General features: G+C 73.2%; 16 protein-coding genes and 1 pseudogene. 6 read left to right on the forward strand and 11 right to left on the reverse strand.

The genetic code is table 11. The features are described from left to right. The first annotated feature begins 11 nt into the window (after nucleotides 1-11). A complete protein-coding gene (locus MILUP08_RS30605) occupies nucleotides 12-1,202 on the forward strand; it encodes a pyridoxal phosphate-dependent aminotransferase (RefSeq protein ID WP_007465155.1) in 1,191 nt (396 codons plus the stop codon). Between the two features lie 30 nt (nucleotides 1,203-1,232). Here MILUP08_RS30605 and glmM read toward each other — a convergent pair whose 3' ends face one another. The 7 genes from glmM to MILUP08_RS30640 form a co-directional block, all read right to left on the reverse strand. Next, complete coding sequence (gene glmM / locus MILUP08_RS30610) at nucleotides 1,233-2,591, reverse strand: phosphoglucosamine mutase (protein ID WP_007465156.1); 1,359 nt, start codon at nucleotides 2,589-2,591, stop codon at nucleotides 1,233-1,235. A 117-nt stretch (nucleotides 2,592-2,708) separates the two neighbouring features. Further along, on the reverse strand, nucleotides 2,709-3,191 hold the full coding sequence (rpsI, locus tag MILUP08_RS30615) for a 30S ribosomal protein S9 (protein WP_007465157.1): 483 nt from the start codon (nucleotides 3,189-3,191) through the stop codon (nucleotides 2,709-2,711). 20 nt (nucleotides 3,192-3,211) lie between these two features. Then, complete coding sequence (rplM, locus tag MILUP08_RS30620) at nucleotides 3,212-3,655, reverse strand: 50S ribosomal protein L13 (protein WP_007465158.1); 444 nt, start codon at nucleotides 3,653-3,655, stop codon at nucleotides 3,212-3,214. Between the two features lie 209 nt (nucleotides 3,656-3,864). Beyond that, complete coding sequence (locus MILUP08_RS30625; protein ID WP_007465159.1) at nucleotides 3,865-5,247, reverse strand: nitrate/nitrite transporter; 1,383 nt, start codon at nucleotides 5,245-5,247, stop codon at nucleotides 3,865-3,867. Between the two features lie 151 nt (nucleotides 5,248-5,398). Next, a complete protein-coding gene (locus tag MILUP08_RS30630) occupies nucleotides 5,399-5,692 on the reverse strand; it encodes a hypothetical protein (RefSeq protein ID WP_007465162.1) in 294 nt (97 codons plus the stop codon). Next, nucleotides 5,682-5,939: a DUF6364 family protein gene (locus tag MILUP08_RS30635; RefSeq protein WP_007465163.1), complete on the reverse strand. Its 258-nt coding sequence runs from the start codon at nucleotides 5,937-5,939 to the stop codon at nucleotides 5,682-5,684. The genes MILUP08_RS30630 and MILUP08_RS30635 overlap by 11 nt, the downstream gene beginning before the upstream one ends. 83 nt (nucleotides 5,940-6,022) lie before the next feature. Then, nucleotides 6,023-6,718 carry a class I SAM-dependent methyltransferase gene (locus tag MILUP08_RS30640; RefSeq protein WP_007465165.1) on the reverse strand — a complete coding sequence of 232 codons (696 nt, stop codon included), beginning with the start codon at nucleotides 6,716-6,718 and terminating at the stop codon, nucleotides 6,023-6,025. Between the two features lie 203 nt (nucleotides 6,719-6,921). Here MILUP08_RS30640 and MILUP08_RS30645 point away from each other — a divergent pair, with 203 nt between their 5' ends. The 5 genes from MILUP08_RS30645 to MILUP08_RS30665 are packed head-to-tail and all read left to right on the forward strand — an operon-like array spanning nucleotide 6,922 to nucleotide 14,453. Then, nucleotides 6,922-9,054: a molybdopterin oxidoreductase family protein gene (locus MILUP08_RS30645; protein WP_051065845.1), complete on the forward strand. Its 2,133-nt coding sequence runs from the start codon at nucleotides 6,922-6,924 to the stop codon at nucleotides 9,052-9,054. Next, entirely contained in the window at nucleotides 9,051-10,490 is a 1,440-nt protein-coding gene (locus MILUP08_RS30650; protein WP_007465168.1) for an FAD-dependent oxidoreductase, read from the forward strand. Before MILUP08_RS30645 ends, MILUP08_RS30650 begins: the two co-directional genes overlap by 4 nt. Next, the gene (gene nirB / locus MILUP08_RS30655; RefSeq protein WP_007465169.1) at nucleotides 10,487-13,021 is read left to right on the forward strand and encodes a nitrite reductase large subunit NirB; all 2,535 of its coding nucleotides are present in this window, start codon (nucleotides 10,487-10,489) and stop codon (nucleotides 13,019-13,021) included. Before MILUP08_RS30650 ends, nirB begins: the two co-directional genes overlap by 4 nt. Next, on the forward strand, nucleotides 13,018-13,365 hold the full coding sequence (gene nirD, locus MILUP08_RS30660; RefSeq protein WP_007465170.1) for a nitrite reductase small subunit NirD: 348 nt from the start codon (nucleotides 13,018-13,020) through the stop codon (nucleotides 13,363-13,365). The genes nirB and nirD overlap by 4 nt, the downstream gene beginning before the upstream one ends. Then, nucleotides 13,365-14,453, forward strand: a complete 1,089-nt coding sequence (locus MILUP08_RS30665; RefSeq protein WP_007465171.1) for a uroporphyrinogen-III synthase — start codon at nucleotides 13,365-13,367, stop codon at nucleotides 14,451-14,453. The genes nirD and MILUP08_RS30665 overlap by 1 nt, the downstream gene beginning before the upstream one ends. 43 nt (nucleotides 14,454-14,496) lie before the next feature. Here MILUP08_RS30665 and MILUP08_RS30670 read toward each other — a convergent pair whose 3' ends face one another. The 4 genes and pseudogenes from MILUP08_RS30670 to MILUP08_RS30685 form a co-directional block, all read right to left on the reverse strand. Continuing rightward, nucleotides 14,497-15,120 (reverse strand): GTP-binding protein, encoded by a 624-nt coding sequence (locus tag MILUP08_RS30670; RefSeq protein ID WP_007465172.1) that lies wholly within the window; start codon nucleotides 15,118-15,120, stop codon nucleotides 14,497-14,499. Then, entirely contained in the window at nucleotides 15,101-15,466 is a 366-nt protein-coding gene (locus tag MILUP08_RS30675; protein WP_007465174.1) for a DUF742 domain-containing protein, read from the reverse strand. The genes MILUP08_RS30670 and MILUP08_RS30675 overlap by 20 nt, the downstream gene beginning before the upstream one ends. A 91-nt stretch (nucleotides 15,467-15,557) precedes the next feature. Further along, entirely contained in the window at nucleotides 15,558-15,965 is a 408-nt protein-coding gene (locus MILUP08_RS30680; protein WP_007465177.1) for a roadblock/LC7 domain-containing protein, read from the reverse strand. Then, a pseudogene (locus MILUP08_RS30685) lies at nucleotides 15,962-16,730 on the reverse strand (hypothetical protein); the annotation flags it as partial. The gene MILUP08_RS30680 and the pseudogene MILUP08_RS30685, both read right to left, overlap by 4 nt.

Below are 16,730 nucleotides of genomic sequence, written 5' to 3' on the forward strand. Positions count from 1 at the left end.
GGCTGGCGCCTGTGACGACGAGCACCGATGTCGACCCGCTGGTGGCCCGGATGCGGCCGTTCGGCACGACGATCTTCGCCGAGATGTCCGCCCTCGCCGTACGGACCGGGGCCGTCAACCTCGGGCAGGGCTTTCCGGACACGGACGGCCCGCCGGAGATGCTGGCCGCCGCCGCCGAGGCGCTGCGCGGCGGGCAGAACCAGTACCCGCCCGGCCCGGGGATACCCGCCCTGCGCGCGGCCGTCGCGGCCCACCAGCGGCGGTTCCACGACCTGGCGTACGACCCGGACGGCGAGATCGTCATCACGGCCGGCGCGACCGAGGCGGTGGCGGCCAGCATCCTCGCGCTGTGCGAGCCGGGCGACGAGGTGGTCTGCTTCGAGCCGTACTACGACTCGTACGCCGCCTCGATCGCGTTGGCCGGCGCGGTCCGGCGGCCGGTCACGCTGCGTCCCGCCGCGAACGGCCGGTACGCCTTCGATCCGGCGGCGCTGCGGGCGGCGTTCGGGCCGCGCACCCGGCTGGTGCTGCTCAACTCGCCGCACAATCCGACCGGCAAGGTGTTCACGCCGGCCGAGCTGGCGCTGGTGGCCGAGCTGTGCCAGGAGTACGGCACGTACGCGGTCACCGACGAGGTGTACGAGCACCTGGTGTTCACCGACGCGTCCAGCCCGCACGTGTCGCTGGCGGCGCTGCCCGGGATGCGGGAGCGGACGCTGCGCATCTCGTCGGCCGGCAAGACGTTTTCGTGCACCGGTTGGAAGGTCGGCTGGGCGAGCGGCCCGGCGGCGCTGGTGTCGGCGATGCTGCGGGTGAAGCAGTTCCTCACCTACGTCAACGCCGCGCCACTGCAACCGGCGGTGGCCGTGGCGCTGGCCCTGCCCGACGCCTACTACACCGGCTTCCGGGACAGTCTCCAGCAGCGACGTGACCAGCTCGTCGGTGGTCTGACCGACGCCGGGTTCGAGGTGCTCGACTCGGAGGGGACGTACTTCGTTACCGCCGACATCACCGCCCTCGGCGGCTCCGACGGGGTGGAGTTCTGCCGTTCCCTGCCGGAGCGCTGTGGCGTGGTGGCCGTGCCGACCCAGGTCTTCTACGACGACGCCGAGGCCGGCCGACGACTGGTCCGGTTCGCGTTCTGCAAGCGCCCGGAGGTGCTGACCGAGGCGGTCACCCGGTTGCGCGCCCTGACCCGCTGACGCGCCGGGCGAGAGCCCCGGCCGGCTCGGCTACGACGCGGCGGGGCTGGCGGTGCGGACGAGGGCGGCGATCCGCTCGGCGACCTCGCGGGCCGTCGCCTCGGTGGCGGCCTCGACCATCACCCGGACGAGCGGTTCGGTGCCCGACGGGCGCAGCAGCACCCGCCCGGTCTCGCCCAGCTCCGCCTCGGCCCGCTCGACCTCGGCACGGACGGCCGGCGCGGCGGCGCCGACGGTACGGTCACCGACGGGGACGTTGATCAGCACCTGCGGCAGCTTGGTGACGACGGAGGCCAGCTCGGCCAGGGATTTGCCGGTCGCGGCCATCCGGGCCATCAGGTGCAGGCCGGTGAGGACCCCGTCGCCGGTGGTGGCGTGCGCGGGCATGACGATGTGGCCGCTCTGCTCGCCGCCGAGCGCCAGCCCGGAGGCGCGCAGCTCCTCAAGCACGTACCGGTCGCCGACCTTGGTCTCGATCAGCCGGATGCCCTGCGCGGACATCGCCAGCCGCAGGCCGAGGTTGCTCATCACGGTGGCCACCAGGGTGTCCTGGGTGAGCGTGCCGGCCTCCCGCATGGCCAGCGCGATGATCGCCATCAGCTGGTCGCCGTCGACCTCGTCGCCGTCGGCGGTGACCGCCAGGCAGCGGTCCGCGTCACCGTCGTGGGCGATGCCCAGGTGGGCGCCGTGCTCGACGACGGCCTCGCGCAGCGCCTCGATGTGGTTGGAGCCGCAGTCGTCGTTGATGTTGAGCCCGTCGGGCTCGGCGTGGATCGCGATGACCTCGGCCCCGGCCTCCCGGTACGCGACGGGGGCGACCTCGGCGGCGGCGCCGTTGGCGCAGTCGACGACGACCTTGATCCCTTCGAGCCGGTGCGGCACGGTGCCGACGAGGTGCTGGACGTAGTGGTCCGCGCCGTCGAGCAGGTCGTGCACCCGCCCGACGCCGGCGCCGACGGGCCGATCCCAGGCGGTGGTGGCGTTCGTCTCGACGGCCGCCTCGATCCGCATCTCGATCTCGTCGGGCAGCTTGTGCCCGCCTGCGGCGAAGAGCTTGATGCCGTTGTCCGGCATCGGGTTGTGCGACGCGGAGAGCATCACCCCGAGGTCGGCCTTCGCCTCGGCGGTGAGAAACGCCACGGCAGGGGTGGGCAGCACGCCGACGCGTACGACGTTGGCGCCGGCGCTGGTCAGCCCGGCCACGACGGCGGCCTCAAGCATCTCGCCGCTGGCCCGGGTGTCCCGGCCCACGACGGCCAGCGGCGGGTGGCTGCGGTCCGTCTCGGCGAGCGTGTGCGCGGCGGCCACGGCGAGTGCGAGCGCCAACTCGGGCGTGAGATCCGCGTTCGCCCGCCCGCGTACGCCGTCCGTGCCGAACAACCGACCCATACCCGCCAACCTCCGATGAGCACTACCGAGAAGGAGAAAGCGGAACGGCCGGCCCACCTCCCCGGTCGAGGGGAGGCGGACCGGCCGTCCGTCAGAAGTACAACGCGCTGGGAAAGATCAGCGCTTCGAGTACTGGGGAGCCTTACGGGCCTTCTTGAGGCCGTACTTCTTGCTCTCCTTGACCCGGGCGTCACGGGTGAGGAAGCCGGCCTTCTTGAGGGCCGGGCGGTCGTCCGGCTCGTTGATGATCAGCGCGCGGGCGATGCCGAGACGGAGCGCACCGGCCTGGCCGGTGGTGCCGCCGCCACGCAGGTTGGCGATGACGTCGAACTGCTCGAGCTTCTCGGCGGTGACCAGCGGGTCCTTGATGAGCTGCTGGTGCACCTTGCTCGGGAAGTACGCCTCAAGGTCCTGGCCGTTGCAGGTGATCTTGCCGGTGCCCGGGACGAGGCGAACCCGGACGATGGCCTCCTTGCGGCGGCCCACGGTCTGGATCGGCCGGTCACCACGAGGCGCGCGGGCAACGGGCGCCGGCGCCTCGGTGACCTCGGGGGCCTCCGTGGCTTCCGGGGCGACCTCGGTCTCGATGATGTCGGTCATGCTGCTTCCTTCGCCCGCGCTCACTGCGCGATCTGCTTGATCTCGAACGGCACCGGCTGCTGCGCGAGGTGCGGGTGCTCGGCACCGGCGTAGACCTTCAGCTTCTTGATCAGCTGACGGCCGAGCTTGTTGTGCGGGAGCATCCCCTTCACAGCCAGCTCGATGGCCCGCTCGGGGCGCTTGGTCAGCAGCTCGTCGTAGCCGACCTGCTTCAGACCACCCGGGTAACCGGAGTGGCGGTAAGCGACCTTGGTCTGGCGCTTGTTGCCGGTCAGCGCAACCTTGCCCGCGTTCACGATGACGACGAAGTCGCCCGTGTCGACGTGCGGCGCGAAAGTCGGCTTGTGCTTACCACGCAGCAACGTGGCGGCGTGGGTGGCCAGGCGGCCCAGCACGACATCAGAGGCGTCGATGACGTGCCACTGACGCTCGATCTCACCCGGCTTCGGGCTGTACGTACGCACAGGTCTACCTTGTCTCGTCGTCGGTCTGGGGTCGCGCGCCGAGGTGACCAGATCTAGCAGGCCGGACCAGCGCGCACGAACGACCAAGCGTACCTGATAGGGCACGCCTCTGGATGTCGTACAACAGCAGGCAACGATACCCGGCGCCCCATCGGCAGGTCAAAACGGGGGTGGGGTGCCGCGCGACGACGCGCCGGCCGTGACCCGGATCATACCCCGGCGAGCCGGTGCGACCCCGGCCGCCGGTAGACGATCCAGGTCACCGCGAAGCACAGCGCGTACCAGCCGATGAACGCCAGGTAGGCGGCATCGGCGTTGCCGGAGCCGAGGAACGACTGGCGGAAGGCGATGTTGACGAGCACCCCGCCGGAGGCGCCGATCGCGCCGGCGATGCCGATCAACGCGCCGGTCATCCTCCGCGCCCACCGTGCGGCGGCCTCCGGGTCGCGGGTTCCGGCGGCCACGGCGTCCGCCGCCCGGGCCCGGAAGATCGCCGGGATCATCTTGTACGTGGAGCCGTTGCCGACGCCGGAGAAGACGAAGAGGGCGATGAACCCGGCCAGGTAGAGCCCGAACGAGCGCTCACGGGCGGCGTACAGCACCGTGCCGGCGCCGATCGCCATCGCCACGAAGTTCCAGAAGGTCACCCGGGCCCCGCCGAGCCGGTCGGCGAGGTGGCCGCCCAACGGCCGGATCAGCGAGCCCACAAGCGGCCCGAGGAAGGTCAGCCAGGCGGCGTCGACGGGGGTGGGGAACCGCTCGGCGAACTGGAGCTGGAGGACCTGCCCGAACGCGAAGCCGAACCCGATGAACGAGCCGAAGGTGCCGATATAGAGCAGCGACATGACCCAGGTGTGCGGGTCCCGGGCGGCCTCGCGCAGCGCCCCGGGCTCGTTGCGCGCGCCGGGCACGGTGTCCAGCCAGCGGGTCGCCGCCAGCGCGGCCAGCACGATCAGCGGCAGGTACACCGCGGGCACCAACCGGGGGTACGCGGCGCCGGCGGTGGCGAGCACCGCCAGCCCGACCAGCTGCACCGCGGGTACGCCGAGGTTGCCGCCACCGGCGTTGAGCCCGAGGGCCCGCCCCTTGAGCCGGGACGGGAAGAACAGGTTGATGTTCGCCATCGACGAGGCGAAGTTGCCGCCGCCGACGCCGGTGAGGCAGGCCAGCACCATAAGTGTGGAGTAGGACACCCCGGGTTCCAGCAGGATCGTCATCGGCACCGTCGGGACCAGCAGCAACAGTGCGCTGATCGTCGTCCAGCGCCGACCGCCGAAGCGGGCCACCGCCAGGGTGTACGGCAGCCTCAGCACCGCCCCCAGCGCGGCCGGCACGGCGGTGAGCAGGAACTTCCCGGCCGGGTCGATGCCGTACGCCGGGCCGAGGAAGAGCACCGTCACCGACCAGAGACTCCACACGGAGAAGCCGACGTGCTCGGCGAAGATCGACACCCAGAGGTTGCGGCGGGCGATGGGCGCGCCTGTCGTACGCCAGAAGTCGGGGTCCTCGGGCCGCCAGTCCTCCAGCGGGCGTCGACGCCCGGCGACGGCGGGTGGCGCGGTGGTGACTGCGGTGCTGGTGAGCGTGCTCACGGCGGCTCCTCCTCGTCGATGCGACGAGGGGAAACGCTAGGAAGGCGGGGTTACCTGGCAGTGCCCGTCACGGGTCGGCCCGGAAACGGCTACCGCACCACGGGCCGGCGGCGATGGTGAGGTCCGCAGGCTCAGAGCTGCTGCCGGAGGCTCAGAGCTCCTGGAGGATGCGCAGGGCGCGACCGACCCGGAGCATGGTCTCGGTGTCGGCGACGTCCACGCACTCGCTGAACCACTTCTTCATCGGTGCGGAGATCCGGTCGGGCATCACCACGTACCGGCCCATCGACACGGCGAGGGGCGAGTCGCGCAGCAGCGACTCCTCCACCACCTCGACCACGATCACGATGGGCACGTCGGTGGAGTTGTAGACGTCCGAGCTGATCACGAGCCCGAGGCGTTCCCGGGCGCCCTCGATGCGCCAGACCTCGCCCCTACGCAGCACGCGGCCGTCCGCCGGAGAAGAGGTCGTTGACCATGCCCACCTCGCGGGCGTCGGCGAGGGCGGCGGACTCCAGGTCGAGGCCGGCGCGGCCCACGGCGGCGGCGTGCGCGGTGAAGACCTCACGCAGTGCCTTCTCCCGGGCGGCCTGGTCCATCCACGCCGAGAGGGACAGCCCCTCGCGCTTGGCGAAGCGTCGGGCGTCCTCGATCGTCTCGTCCGTGAACGACAGCGTCACCTTGGCAGTCATGCCGCTGAGACTACCCAGTGGTATGACCGTCAGTCATCTACGCGCCGGCCGGCTGGTCCCCGGACGTCGAAACGCACATACCGTCACCGGGCCCGGCCGCCGAACACGGCGAAGCGCCACTCCTTGACGTAGCAGTCGACGTCGACCAGGCCGGCCTCGGCGAGCCACCGGCACTGGTCGGCGACGGTCGCCGGCCGGTCGTGCCGCATCCGCTCCCGGGACGCCGCGATCTCGTCGGTGGATGCGCCCAGCTCGGTGATCCGCGCCAGCCACACCTCGTCGTAGCGCCGGTCCAGGGCCGGCGTCGGCCCGGCCACCTGCTCCGCGTTGACGAACACGCCACCCGGTGCCAGCGCGGCGGCGGCCCGTCGGTAGAGCGCCCGCTTGCCGTCGTCGTCCAGGTGGTGGATCGCCAGCGCGCTTACCACCGCGTCGTACCGGCCGGGCGGCAGCTCGTCGGACAGGTCGGCGCGGACGGTCCGGTGCGGCACGCCGCGGTCGCGCAACTGCTCGGTGGCGCGGGCGAGCATGGCCGACGCCCCGTCCACCAGGGTCAGCCGGACCCCGGGCACCGCCGCGGCGAGCAGCAGCGAGAGCAGGCCGGTGCCCGCGCCCAGGTCCAACACCTCCGGCGTACGACCGGCGGCCAGCGCGGCGCGCAGTGGAGGCGCCGCCACGTCGACCGCCGCGCCGTAGAAGGCGTCGAAGCACGGAATCAGTCGCCGACGTGCCTCGTCGTAGGTGCCGGCCACCGCGTCGAAGACGTCCGTCACGCTCATCGGAATCTCCCAGAATTTGAGACGATTTTCCCACATTATAAGCAGCGCGGGGCGAAGTCGCCTTCCACCTGCCGGCCGTCTCGGGGCGACTGTTGGCGACCAGCCGTTCTTCGCGTTGCCCCTGTGCGGTGTGAGCCCCACTTGACAGGACCGAAACAGAAGGGACCCGGACCGGAAACCGCCCGGCGGCACGCTTTCTGGACATGACAGACGGTGCACGGCCGGCAACTCGACCGGGGCGAACCCCCCGGGAGGTGGCGACGCACTGCCCGTACTGCGCCCTCCAGTGCGGGATGACGCTGCGCGAGGACGACGCCGGGGTGAGCGTGCTCCCCCGCCAGTTCCCCACCAACCGGGGCGGGCTCTGCCAGAAGGGCTGGACGTCCGCCGAGCTGCTCGACCACCCGGACCGGCTGACCACGCCGCTGCTGCGCGACCCGGTCACCGGCGAGCTGCGCCCCGCGACCTGGGACGCCGCGCTGGACCGGGTCGCCAGCGGTCTGCGGGCCATCCAGGACAGCTCCGGTCGGGATGCGGTCGCCGTCTTCGGCGGCGGCGGGCTGACCAACGAGAAGGCGTACGCGCTGGGGAAGTTCGCCCGGGTCGCGCTGCGCACCCGCAACATCGACTACAACGGACGGTTCTGCATGTCCTCGGCGGCCGCCGCCGGACTGCGCGCCTTCGGCGTCGACCGAGGGCTGCCGTTTCCGCTGTCCGACCTCGGTCGGGCCGACACCCTGCTGCTTGTCGGCGCCAACCCGGCGGAGACCATGCCGCCGCTGGTGCGGTGGCTCACCGAACAGCGCCGCGGCGGCGGCCAGCTCATCGTCGTCGACCCCCGCGTCACCGCCACCGCCCGCCAGGCCGACCTGCACCTGCAACCGCTGCCCGGCACCGATCTCGCGGTGGCCAACGCGCTGCTGCACATCGCGCTCACCGAGGGCTGGGTCGACCAGGCGTACGTGGCCGAGCGGACCAACGGCTTCGACGCGGTCCGCCGCAGCGTCGCCGCCTGGTGGCCGGCCCGCGCGGAACAGCTCTCCGGCGTGCCGGTGGCCGACCTGGAGGCGACCGCCCGTGCGCTGGGCACCGGCGGCCGCGTGATCATCCTGACCGCGCGCGGCGCCGAGCAGCACGCCAAGGGCGTCGACACCGTCAGCGCGTACGTCAATCTCGCTCTCGCCCTCGGCCTGCCCGGCCGCGAGGGCTCGGGGTACGGCTGCCTCACCGGCCAGGGCAACGGCCAGGGCGGGCGGGAGCACGGGCAGAAGGCCGACCAGCTCCCCGGCTACCGCAAGATCGACGACCCGGCGGCCCGGGAGCACGTCGCCGGTGTGTGGGGCGTGCCGGCCGACGACCTGCCCGGGCCCGGCGTGCCGGCCTACCAGCTGCTCGACTCGCTCGGCACCGCGGACGGCCCCCGGGCGCTGCTGGTTTTCGGCTCGAACCCGGTGGTCTCCGCTCCCCGGGCGGCCCGGATCGAGGGCCGGCTGCGCGATCTCGACCTGCTTGTCGTCGCCGACCTGCTGCTCTCCGAGACGGCGGCGCTTGCCGACGTGGTGCTGCCCACCGCGCAGTGGGCCGAGGAGGACGGGACGATGACCAACCTGGAGGGCCGCGTGCTGCGTCGACGGGCACTACGCCCACCCCCGCCGGGCGTCCGGACCGACCTGGCCATCCTCGCCGACCTGGCGGCGCGGCTGGCCCCGGACCAGGAGGCCGCCACAGTCGCGGCGGCGCGGTTCCCGGTCGACCCGGCCACCGTGTTCGCCGAGCTGCGCCGCGCCTCCGCCGGCGGGGTCGCCGACTACGCGGGCATCGACTGGGCCCGCATCGACGACGCCGACGGTGTCTTCTGGCCCTGCCCCAGCGAGGACGGGCCGGACACGCCACGACTCTTCGCCGACCGGTTCGGCACCCCGGACGGCCGGGCCCGGTTCCACGCCGTGGACCACCGGCCCGCCGCCGAGGAGGTCTGCGCCACGTATCCCCTGCACTTCACCACCGGCCGGGTGCTCGCCCAGTACCAGTCCGGCACGCAGACCCGCCGGGTGGCCGCGCTGCGCCGCGCCGCGCCCGAGGCGTTCGTCGAGCTGCACCCCGATCTGGCGGCCCGGCTCGGCATCGACGACGGCGACCCGGTTCGGGTCACGTCCCGCCGGGGTGAGCTGCGCGCGCCGGCCCGCCTCAGCGCGGGGATCCGACCGGACACGGTCTTCGCGCCGTTCCACTGGCCCGGGGCCGGCCGGGCCAACTCGGTGACCAACGACGCCGTGGACCCGATCTCCGGGATGCCCGAGTTCAAGATCTGCGCGGTCCGGGTGGAGAAGGCATGACGGCGCGAGTGGTGATCGTCGGCAACGGCATGGCCGGTGCCCGGCTCGCGGCCGAGCTGCACGCGCGTGAGGGCGACCGGAAGGTCACAGTGCTCGGGGCGGAGCCGCACCGCGCGTACAACCGGATCATGCTCTCCACGCTGCTGGCCGGCCGGATCGGCGAACTGGACGTGGAGCTGACCGAGGCCGCCGGGCACGGCGTCGACATGCGTCCCGGCGTGCCGGTGACCGCTGTGGACCGGTCGGCCCACGAGGTCCACACCGGCGACGGCGAACGGATCTCCTACGACCACCTGGTGCTGGCCACCGGCGCGCGGGCGGTGGTGCCGCCGCTGCCCGGCCTCGACCCGACCGACCTGCCGCGGCGGGTCGTGCCCTTCCGGACCCTGGACGACTGCCGCCGGATCCTCGCCGTGGCGGACGGCGCGCGCAGCGCCCTCGTGCTCGGCGGCGGGCTGCTCGGCCTGGAGGCCGCCCGGGGCCTGGCGACCCGCGGGCTCGCCACCACAGTGGTGCACCACACCGGGCACCTGATGGAGCGGCAACTCGATCCCGCGGCCAGCGCGGTGCTCGCCGGGACGCTCGCCGGGCTCGGCGTCACCATCCAGCTCGCGGTGCCGGCGACCGGAGTCGTCGCCGACGACACAGGCGTCCGCCTCGACCTGGCCGACGGCCGGTCGCTGCACGCCGACCTGCTGGTGCTCTCCTGCGGGGTACGCCCGGACACCGCCCTCGCGCAGGCCGCCGGGCTGACCGTGCGACGCGGCGTGGTGGTGGACGACCGGCTGCGCACCAACGACCGGAGCATCTCGGCGATCGGCGACTGCGCCGAGCACGACGGCGCGCTCACCGGGCTGGTAGCGCCCGCCTGGGCCCAGGCCCGGGTGCTCGCCGACGTGCTCACCGGCACCGACCCGCTGGCCCGCTACCGACCCCGGCCGGTGGTGACGCGACTCAAGGCGGCCGGGATCGACCTGGCCGCGATGGGCGACGCGGCGGGCGGCGGGCCGGGTGAGGAGCTGACCTTCGCCGACCCGGCCCGGGGCACGTACGCCCGCCTGCGGATCCACGACGAACGGCTGATCGGCGCGATCCTGCTCGGCGACAACCCGGCGGTCGGCACGGTGATCCAGCTCTTCGACCGGGGTCACCCGGTGCCGGCCGACCGGCGGGCGCTGCTGCTGGGCCGGGCGCTCGGCGGGGCCGGTGCGGCGCCCAGCGCGTCACCGGCGCTGATGCCGGACGCGGCGGTCGTCTGCCAGTGCAACACCGTGACCAAGGGAGCGCTTGTGCGCTGCTGGCGCTCCGGCGCGCGGACGGTCGACGCGGTGGTGGCGGGAACCCGGGCCGGCACCGGGTGCGGCGGATGTCGGGATGCGGTCGGCGGCATCGTCGACTGGCTGTCCGAAGCGGAATCTGTGGAGGTGACGCGATGAGCGTTCAGGACCTGGTCGTCATCGGCAACGGCATGGTGGGGCAACGGTTCGTCGACGCGCTGCGCGCCCGCGACCCGCAGGGCCGCTGGCGGGTGACAGTGCTGGCCGAGGAGGGTCGTCCGGCGTACGACCGGGTGCGGCTCTCGGCGTACTTCGACGGGGTGAGCGAAGAGGAGCTCAACGTGCACACCCCGCACGACGGTGTGCGGCTGCGCCTCGGTGAGCCGGCCACCGGCATCGACCGGGAACGGCGGGTGGTGACCACCGCCAAGGGCGAGTACGCCTACCACGCGCTGGTGCTGGCCACCGGGTCGTACCCGTTCGTGCCGCCGGTGCCCGGCGCCGAGCTGCCCGGGGTCTTCGTCTACCGGACCCTTGACGACCTGGCCGCGATCCGGACGTACGCGCAGGGTCGGCGGGTCGGCGCAGTGATCGGCGGCGGGTTGCTCGGGCTGGAGGCGGCGAACGCCCTGCGCCTGCTCGGCCTGAGCACCGACGTGATCGAGTTCGCGCCCCGGCTGATGCCGGTCCAGGTGGACCAGGCCGGCGGCGCGATGCTGCGCCGCTACGTCGAGGAGCTGGGTGTGCGTACCCACCTCGGGGTGGCCACCACCGCGATCCGCGCCGGGGCCGACGGCGCGGTCGCCGCCCTGGAGTTGTCCGACGGCCGGATGGTCGACGCCGAGCTGGTCGTGGTGGCCGCCGGCATCCGGCCCCGCGACGACCTGGCGCGGGCTGCCGGCCTGCCGCTGGGTCCGCGCGGCGGGGTGCTCGTCGACGAGACCTGCCGCACCGCCGACGAGCACGTCTGGGCCGTCGGCGAGTGCGCGGCTGTCGACGGCACCTGCCACGGCCTGGTCGCCCCCGGGTACGCGACGGCAGAGGTGGTGGCCGACCGGCTGGTCGGCGGCGCGGCGACCTTCCCGGGCGCGGACACCGCCACCAAGCTGAAGCTGCTCGGTGTCGACGTGGCGTCGTTCGGCGACGCGCACGGCACCACCGAGGGCTGCCTGGACGTCACGTTCACCGACCCGGCCACCCGGGTCTACGCGAAACTGGTCCTCTCCGACGACGCGCACACCCTGCTGGGCGGGGTGCTGGTGGGTGACGCCAGCGCGTACCCGACGTTGCGGGCCAGTGTGGGCGGCCCGTTGCCGGCGGCTCCGCTGGCGCTGCTCGCCCCCGAGGGCGGCGGCGCGGACGCCGGCACGCTGCCCGCCACCGCCCAGGTCTGCTCCTGCAACGCGGTCACCCGCGGCGACGTGGACGACGCCATCGCGGGCGGCTGCGCGGACGTGCCGGCGTTGAAGGCGTGCACCCGCGCCGGCACGAGCTGCGGCTCCTGCGTGCCGATGCTCAAGCAGCTCCTGGACGCGGCCGGCGTGGCGCAGTCCACCGCGCTGTGCGAGCACTTCGACGTCAGCCGGCGGGAGCTGTTCGAGATCGTCCGCGTCCGCGGCATCCGCACGTTCTCCCAGCTCATCGCCGAGCACGGTCGGGGGCGCGGCTGCGACATCTGCAAGCCGGTGGTGGCGTCGATCCTCGCGTCGCTGGGCAGCGGGCACGTGCTCGACGGCGAGCAGGCGTCGTTGCAGGACACCAACGACCACTTCCTGGCCAACCTGCAACGCGACGGCAGCTACTCGGTGGTGCCCCGGATCCCCGGCGGCGAGATCACCCCGGAGAAGCTGATCGTCATCGGCGAGGTCGCCCGGGACTTCCAGCTCTACACGAAGATCACCGGTGGGCAGCGGATCGACCTGTTCGGGGCCCGGGTGGAGCAGCTGCCGCAGATCTGGCGACGCCTGGTGGACGCGGGTTTCGAGTCCGGCCACGCGTACGGCAAGGCGCTGCGCACGGTGAAGTCCTGCGTCGGCGAGACCTGGTGCCGGTACGGGGTGCAGGATTCGGTGGGGCTGGCCGTGGCGCTTGAGCTGCGTTATCGCGGGCTGCGCGCACCGCACAAGCTCAAGTCGGCGGTCTCCGGTTGCGCCCGGGAGTGCGCCGAGGCCCGCAGCAAGGACTTCGGCATCATCGCCACCGAGACCGGCTGGAACCTCTACGTCGGCGGCAACGGTGGCTTCCGGCCCCGCCACGCCGACCTGTTCGCCACCGACCTGTCCACCGAGGAGCTGGTCACGCTCATCGACAGGTTCCTGATCTACTACATCCGCACCGCCGACCGGCTGCAACGCACCGCCGGGTGGATCGAGGCCATGGACGGCGGCCTGGACCACCTGCGCGCGGTGATCGTGGACGACTCGTTGGGTCTCTGCGCCGACCTGGACGCGGCGATGGCCCGGCACGTGACGTCGTACTCCGACGAGTGGCGCGACGTGCTCGACGACCCGGAGCGGCTCCGCCGCTACACCTCCTTCGTCAACGCCCCCGACGTGCCCGACCCGTCGATCACCTTCGCCGTGGAACGCGGCCAGCCGGTGCCGGCACGCACCCTGACGACCACCCGATCCGAGCCGGCCGACGCCCGCCGGCAACCCGTCACACTCGGCCTTCCGGAGGTACGGCGATGAGCCACACGACCACGCTCGACTGGACCGCTGTCTGCACCCTCGACCGGCTGGAGCCGAACCGGGGCGTCGCCGCCCTGGTCGACGGCGTGCAGGTCGCCCTCTTCCACACCGTCGACGGGCTGTTCGCGATCGACAACCGCGACCCGGTCTCCGGGGCGTACGTGCTGTCGCGGGGCATCGTGGGCAGCCGCGGCGGCGTGCCGACTGTCGCCTCCCCGCTGCACAAGCAGGTGTACGACCTGCGCACCGGCGACTGCCTCGACCTGCCCGGGATGACCGTGGCACGGCACGACACGCGCTGCCACGACGGGATCGTCGAAGTGCGGTTGCGACGGGAGGGCTGATGCGGGAAGAACTGGCCGGCTTCACCATCGGGGTGACCGCCGACCGGCGGCGCGACGAGTTGGCCGCGCTGCTCGAACGCCGGGGCGCACGCGTGGTGCTCGCCCCGGCGCTGCGGATCGTGCCGCTGTCCGACGACACGGAACTGCGCGAGGCGACCCGCGCCTGCCTGGACCAGCCACCGGACATCCTGATGGCCAACACAGGCATCGGGATGCGCGGGTGGCTGGAGGCGGCCGAGGGCTGGGGGCTGGCCGAACCACTGCGTTCGGTGCTCGCCAGCTCCTACGTCGTCGCCCGGGGCCCGAAGGCGCGCGGCGCGATCCGTGCGGCCGGGCTGCACGACCAGTGGTCACCGGCGTCGGAGAGCTGCGACGAGGTGGTCGATCACCTGCGTCGGCGCGGCGTGGCCGGGCAGGTGATCGCCATGCAGTTGCACGGTGAGCGGCAGCCGGAGTGCACGCTCGCGTTGGAGGCGGCCGGCGCCACGGTGATCGAGGTGCCGGTCTACCGCTGGGCGCCGCCGACCGACCCGGCGCCGCTGCACCGGCTGATCGACCTGATCGCCGGCCGGCTGGTGGACGCGGTCACGTTCACCTCGGCGCCGGCGGTCGAGGCGCTGCTGCGGGCCGCCGGGGACCGTACCGACGCGGTGGTGTCCGCGCTCCGCACCGACGTGCTGGCCAGTTGCGTCGGCGCGGTGACCGCCGAGCCGTTGCTGCGCCACGGGGTGCCGGTGAGCGCGCCCGGCCGGGCCCGGCTGGGCGCGTTGGTGCGGACCATCGTCGACGAGCTGCCCCGCCGTACCGTGACGTTCAAGGCCGCCGGGCACCTGCTCACCCTGCGCGGGCACGCGGCGGTGATCGACGGCGAGCTACGCCCGCTCGCTCCCGCCCCGATGGCGGTGCTGCGGGCGCTGGCCCAGGCCCCCGGGCACGTGCTGTCGCGCACGGCGCTGCTGCGGACCCTCCCCCGGGGCGCCGACGAGCACGCGGTGGAGATGGCGGTGGCGCGCCTGCGGGCCGGCCTGCGCGCGCCGCGCGTGGTGCAGACCGTGGTCAAGCGCGGCTACCGGCTCCGGGTCGACTGACGCGTCGTGGCCGGCCCTGGCGTGCCGGCCACGACGCGGCGGCTCAGCCGACCGGCGTGGGGAAGCCCCGACCGTGCTCGGCCTGCAGCCGGAGCATGGCGTGCTCGACCACGGTCACCAGCACCTGCTTGACCGAGTCGCGGTGCCGGGCGTCGGTCATCACCAGCGGCACCTGCGGCGAGATGGCCAGCGCCTCGCGGACCTCCTCCAGCTCGTACTGGGGAGCGCCGTCGAACCGGTTCAGCGCCACCACGTACGGCAGGTTGCGGTTCTCGAAGTAGTCCAGCGGGGCGAACGCGTCGGTGATCCGGCGGGTGTCCACCAGGACCGCCGCGCCCACCGCACCTCGGATGATCTCGTCCCACATGAACCAGAAGCGGGTCTGACCCGGCGTACCGAACAGGTACAGGATCAGGTCCTGGGCCATGGTGATCCGGCCGAAGTCCATGGCGACGGTGGTGGTCTCCTTGCCCGGCACCTTGGACGGGTCGTCGATGCCGACACCCGCGGCGGTCATCACCGCCTCGGTCGTCAGCGGCGTGATCTCGGAGATCGAGCCGACGAGGGTTGTCTTACCGACGCCGAAGCCGCCCGCGACAACGATCTTCGCGGAGACGATTCCCCGGCTCGGCCGCCCCCCAGCGGGGTCATAGCCTGCGAAGTCCACTTAGCACCCTTCCAAGCAGTTCCATCCGCTCCTCGAACCCCTCGGCGGGAGCAGCAGTGTGTAACGTCAGCAGGCTCTCGGCCACCATGTCGGCGACCAGTACCCGGGCGACGCCCAGCGGCATCCGGGTGTACGCGGCGATCTCCGCCAGCGACTGTGCACGGCCCTCGCAGACCGTGGCGATGCGGTGCTTGTCGTGCCCCGCGAAACGGGACTCGGCAACCTGGGTGGGTGAGGCCGTGAGGACCGCCTCGAGGGCGATGTCCTGCCGGGGCTCGGTACGACCACGGGTGACCGCGTACGGGCGTACCAGAGCGCCGCGCGGGTCAGCGCGCCGTTGGTCCATCCCCGATCACCTCCTCGTCCCCAGCGGAGCCGGCCCACACCGCCTCCCATCCCTGTTCCGGCGCACGGTCCGCGCGCCGGGTCTTCCGGCGCTACGAGCGCACCGCGTCCCTCGGCAGCGGCACCAGCGCAGCGCCGACCCGCTCCACCAGCAGTGCCATCTCGTAGCCCACCTGGCCCACGTCGCAGCTCCGCGCGGCCAGCACGGCCATCGACGAGCCGTCGCTGATCGACATGAGGAAGAGGTAACCGCTGTCCATCTCGATGACGGTCTGCAACACCCCGCCCGCGCTGAACATCCGGGCCGCGCCCTCGGTCAGGCTCACCACGCCGGAGGTGATCGCGGCGAGCTGGTCCGCCCGGTCCCCCGGCAGGTCCCGGGAGGACGCGAGCAGCAGCCCGTCGGCGGACACCGCCACCACGTGGGCGATGCCCGCCACGCTGTCGGCGAAGTTGGTGAGCAGCCAACCCATGTCCTGCATGGCAGCTGGCCTGTTCATCGGCTCTCCTTGGTCGAGGTGCTGTTCAGGTCCGTGCCGGCCGTCCGACCACGCTGGACGCCGCGGTGGTAGGCCGACAACAGGCCGCGTACTTCATCGGGGGTCCGCCGGCTGCGGTCCCGGCCACCCTTCGGTTCGATGCCACCCGGCACGAGCTGTGCCTGCGGCACCCGCTTGGGCAGACCCGAGCGGGTGGTGCCGGCGGCGGCCGGCTCGGCGGCCCGGCTGGCCAGCGACCAGCCCTCGTCGGCCGCCGTCCGCCAGGCGTCCGGGTCCGTGGCCGGCGGTGCCGTGCTCGCGGTGGCGGCCGGGGCGGGGGCCGCTGCCGGCGCCGTCCGGGCGGCCGGCGGCGGGGTGTACGACGGTGGTGGCTTCGGCGTCGAGGCACCGCGACCACCGGTGTTGGCGCCGGCGAATCCGTCCATGCTTCCCACGCTCTGCGCTCCGGTGCCCTCGGAACTGCCCGGGGTACGGGTGGGCAGTGGCGGCCGGGCCGGCGCGGTCGCCGGCGCGGACGCGGTGGCCGGTTGACCGCCGTTCGTCGCGCGCGAGCCGGCGTCGGCGGGTGCGGGCGGTGTGTCGAACTGCGGCCGGGTGAAGATCGCGGTGGCGTCGTCGCCGTGCGCTGACCGCTGCGCCGGCCGGTCGGGCCCGCCCGAGCGGGTGCCGTCCGGCGGCGTGGCGTGCGCAACCGAGCGCCAACCGCCGCCCCACCGCGGTCTGCTCGCGGTCTACGCTTGCCCGGTGACGGTGGAGCAGCAGGCA

The sequence above is a fragment of the Micromonospora lupini str. Lupac 08 genome, from assembly GCF_000297395.2.
Lineage (GTDB): Bacteria > Actinomycetota > Actinomycetes > Mycobacteriales > Micromonosporaceae > Micromonospora > Micromonospora lupini.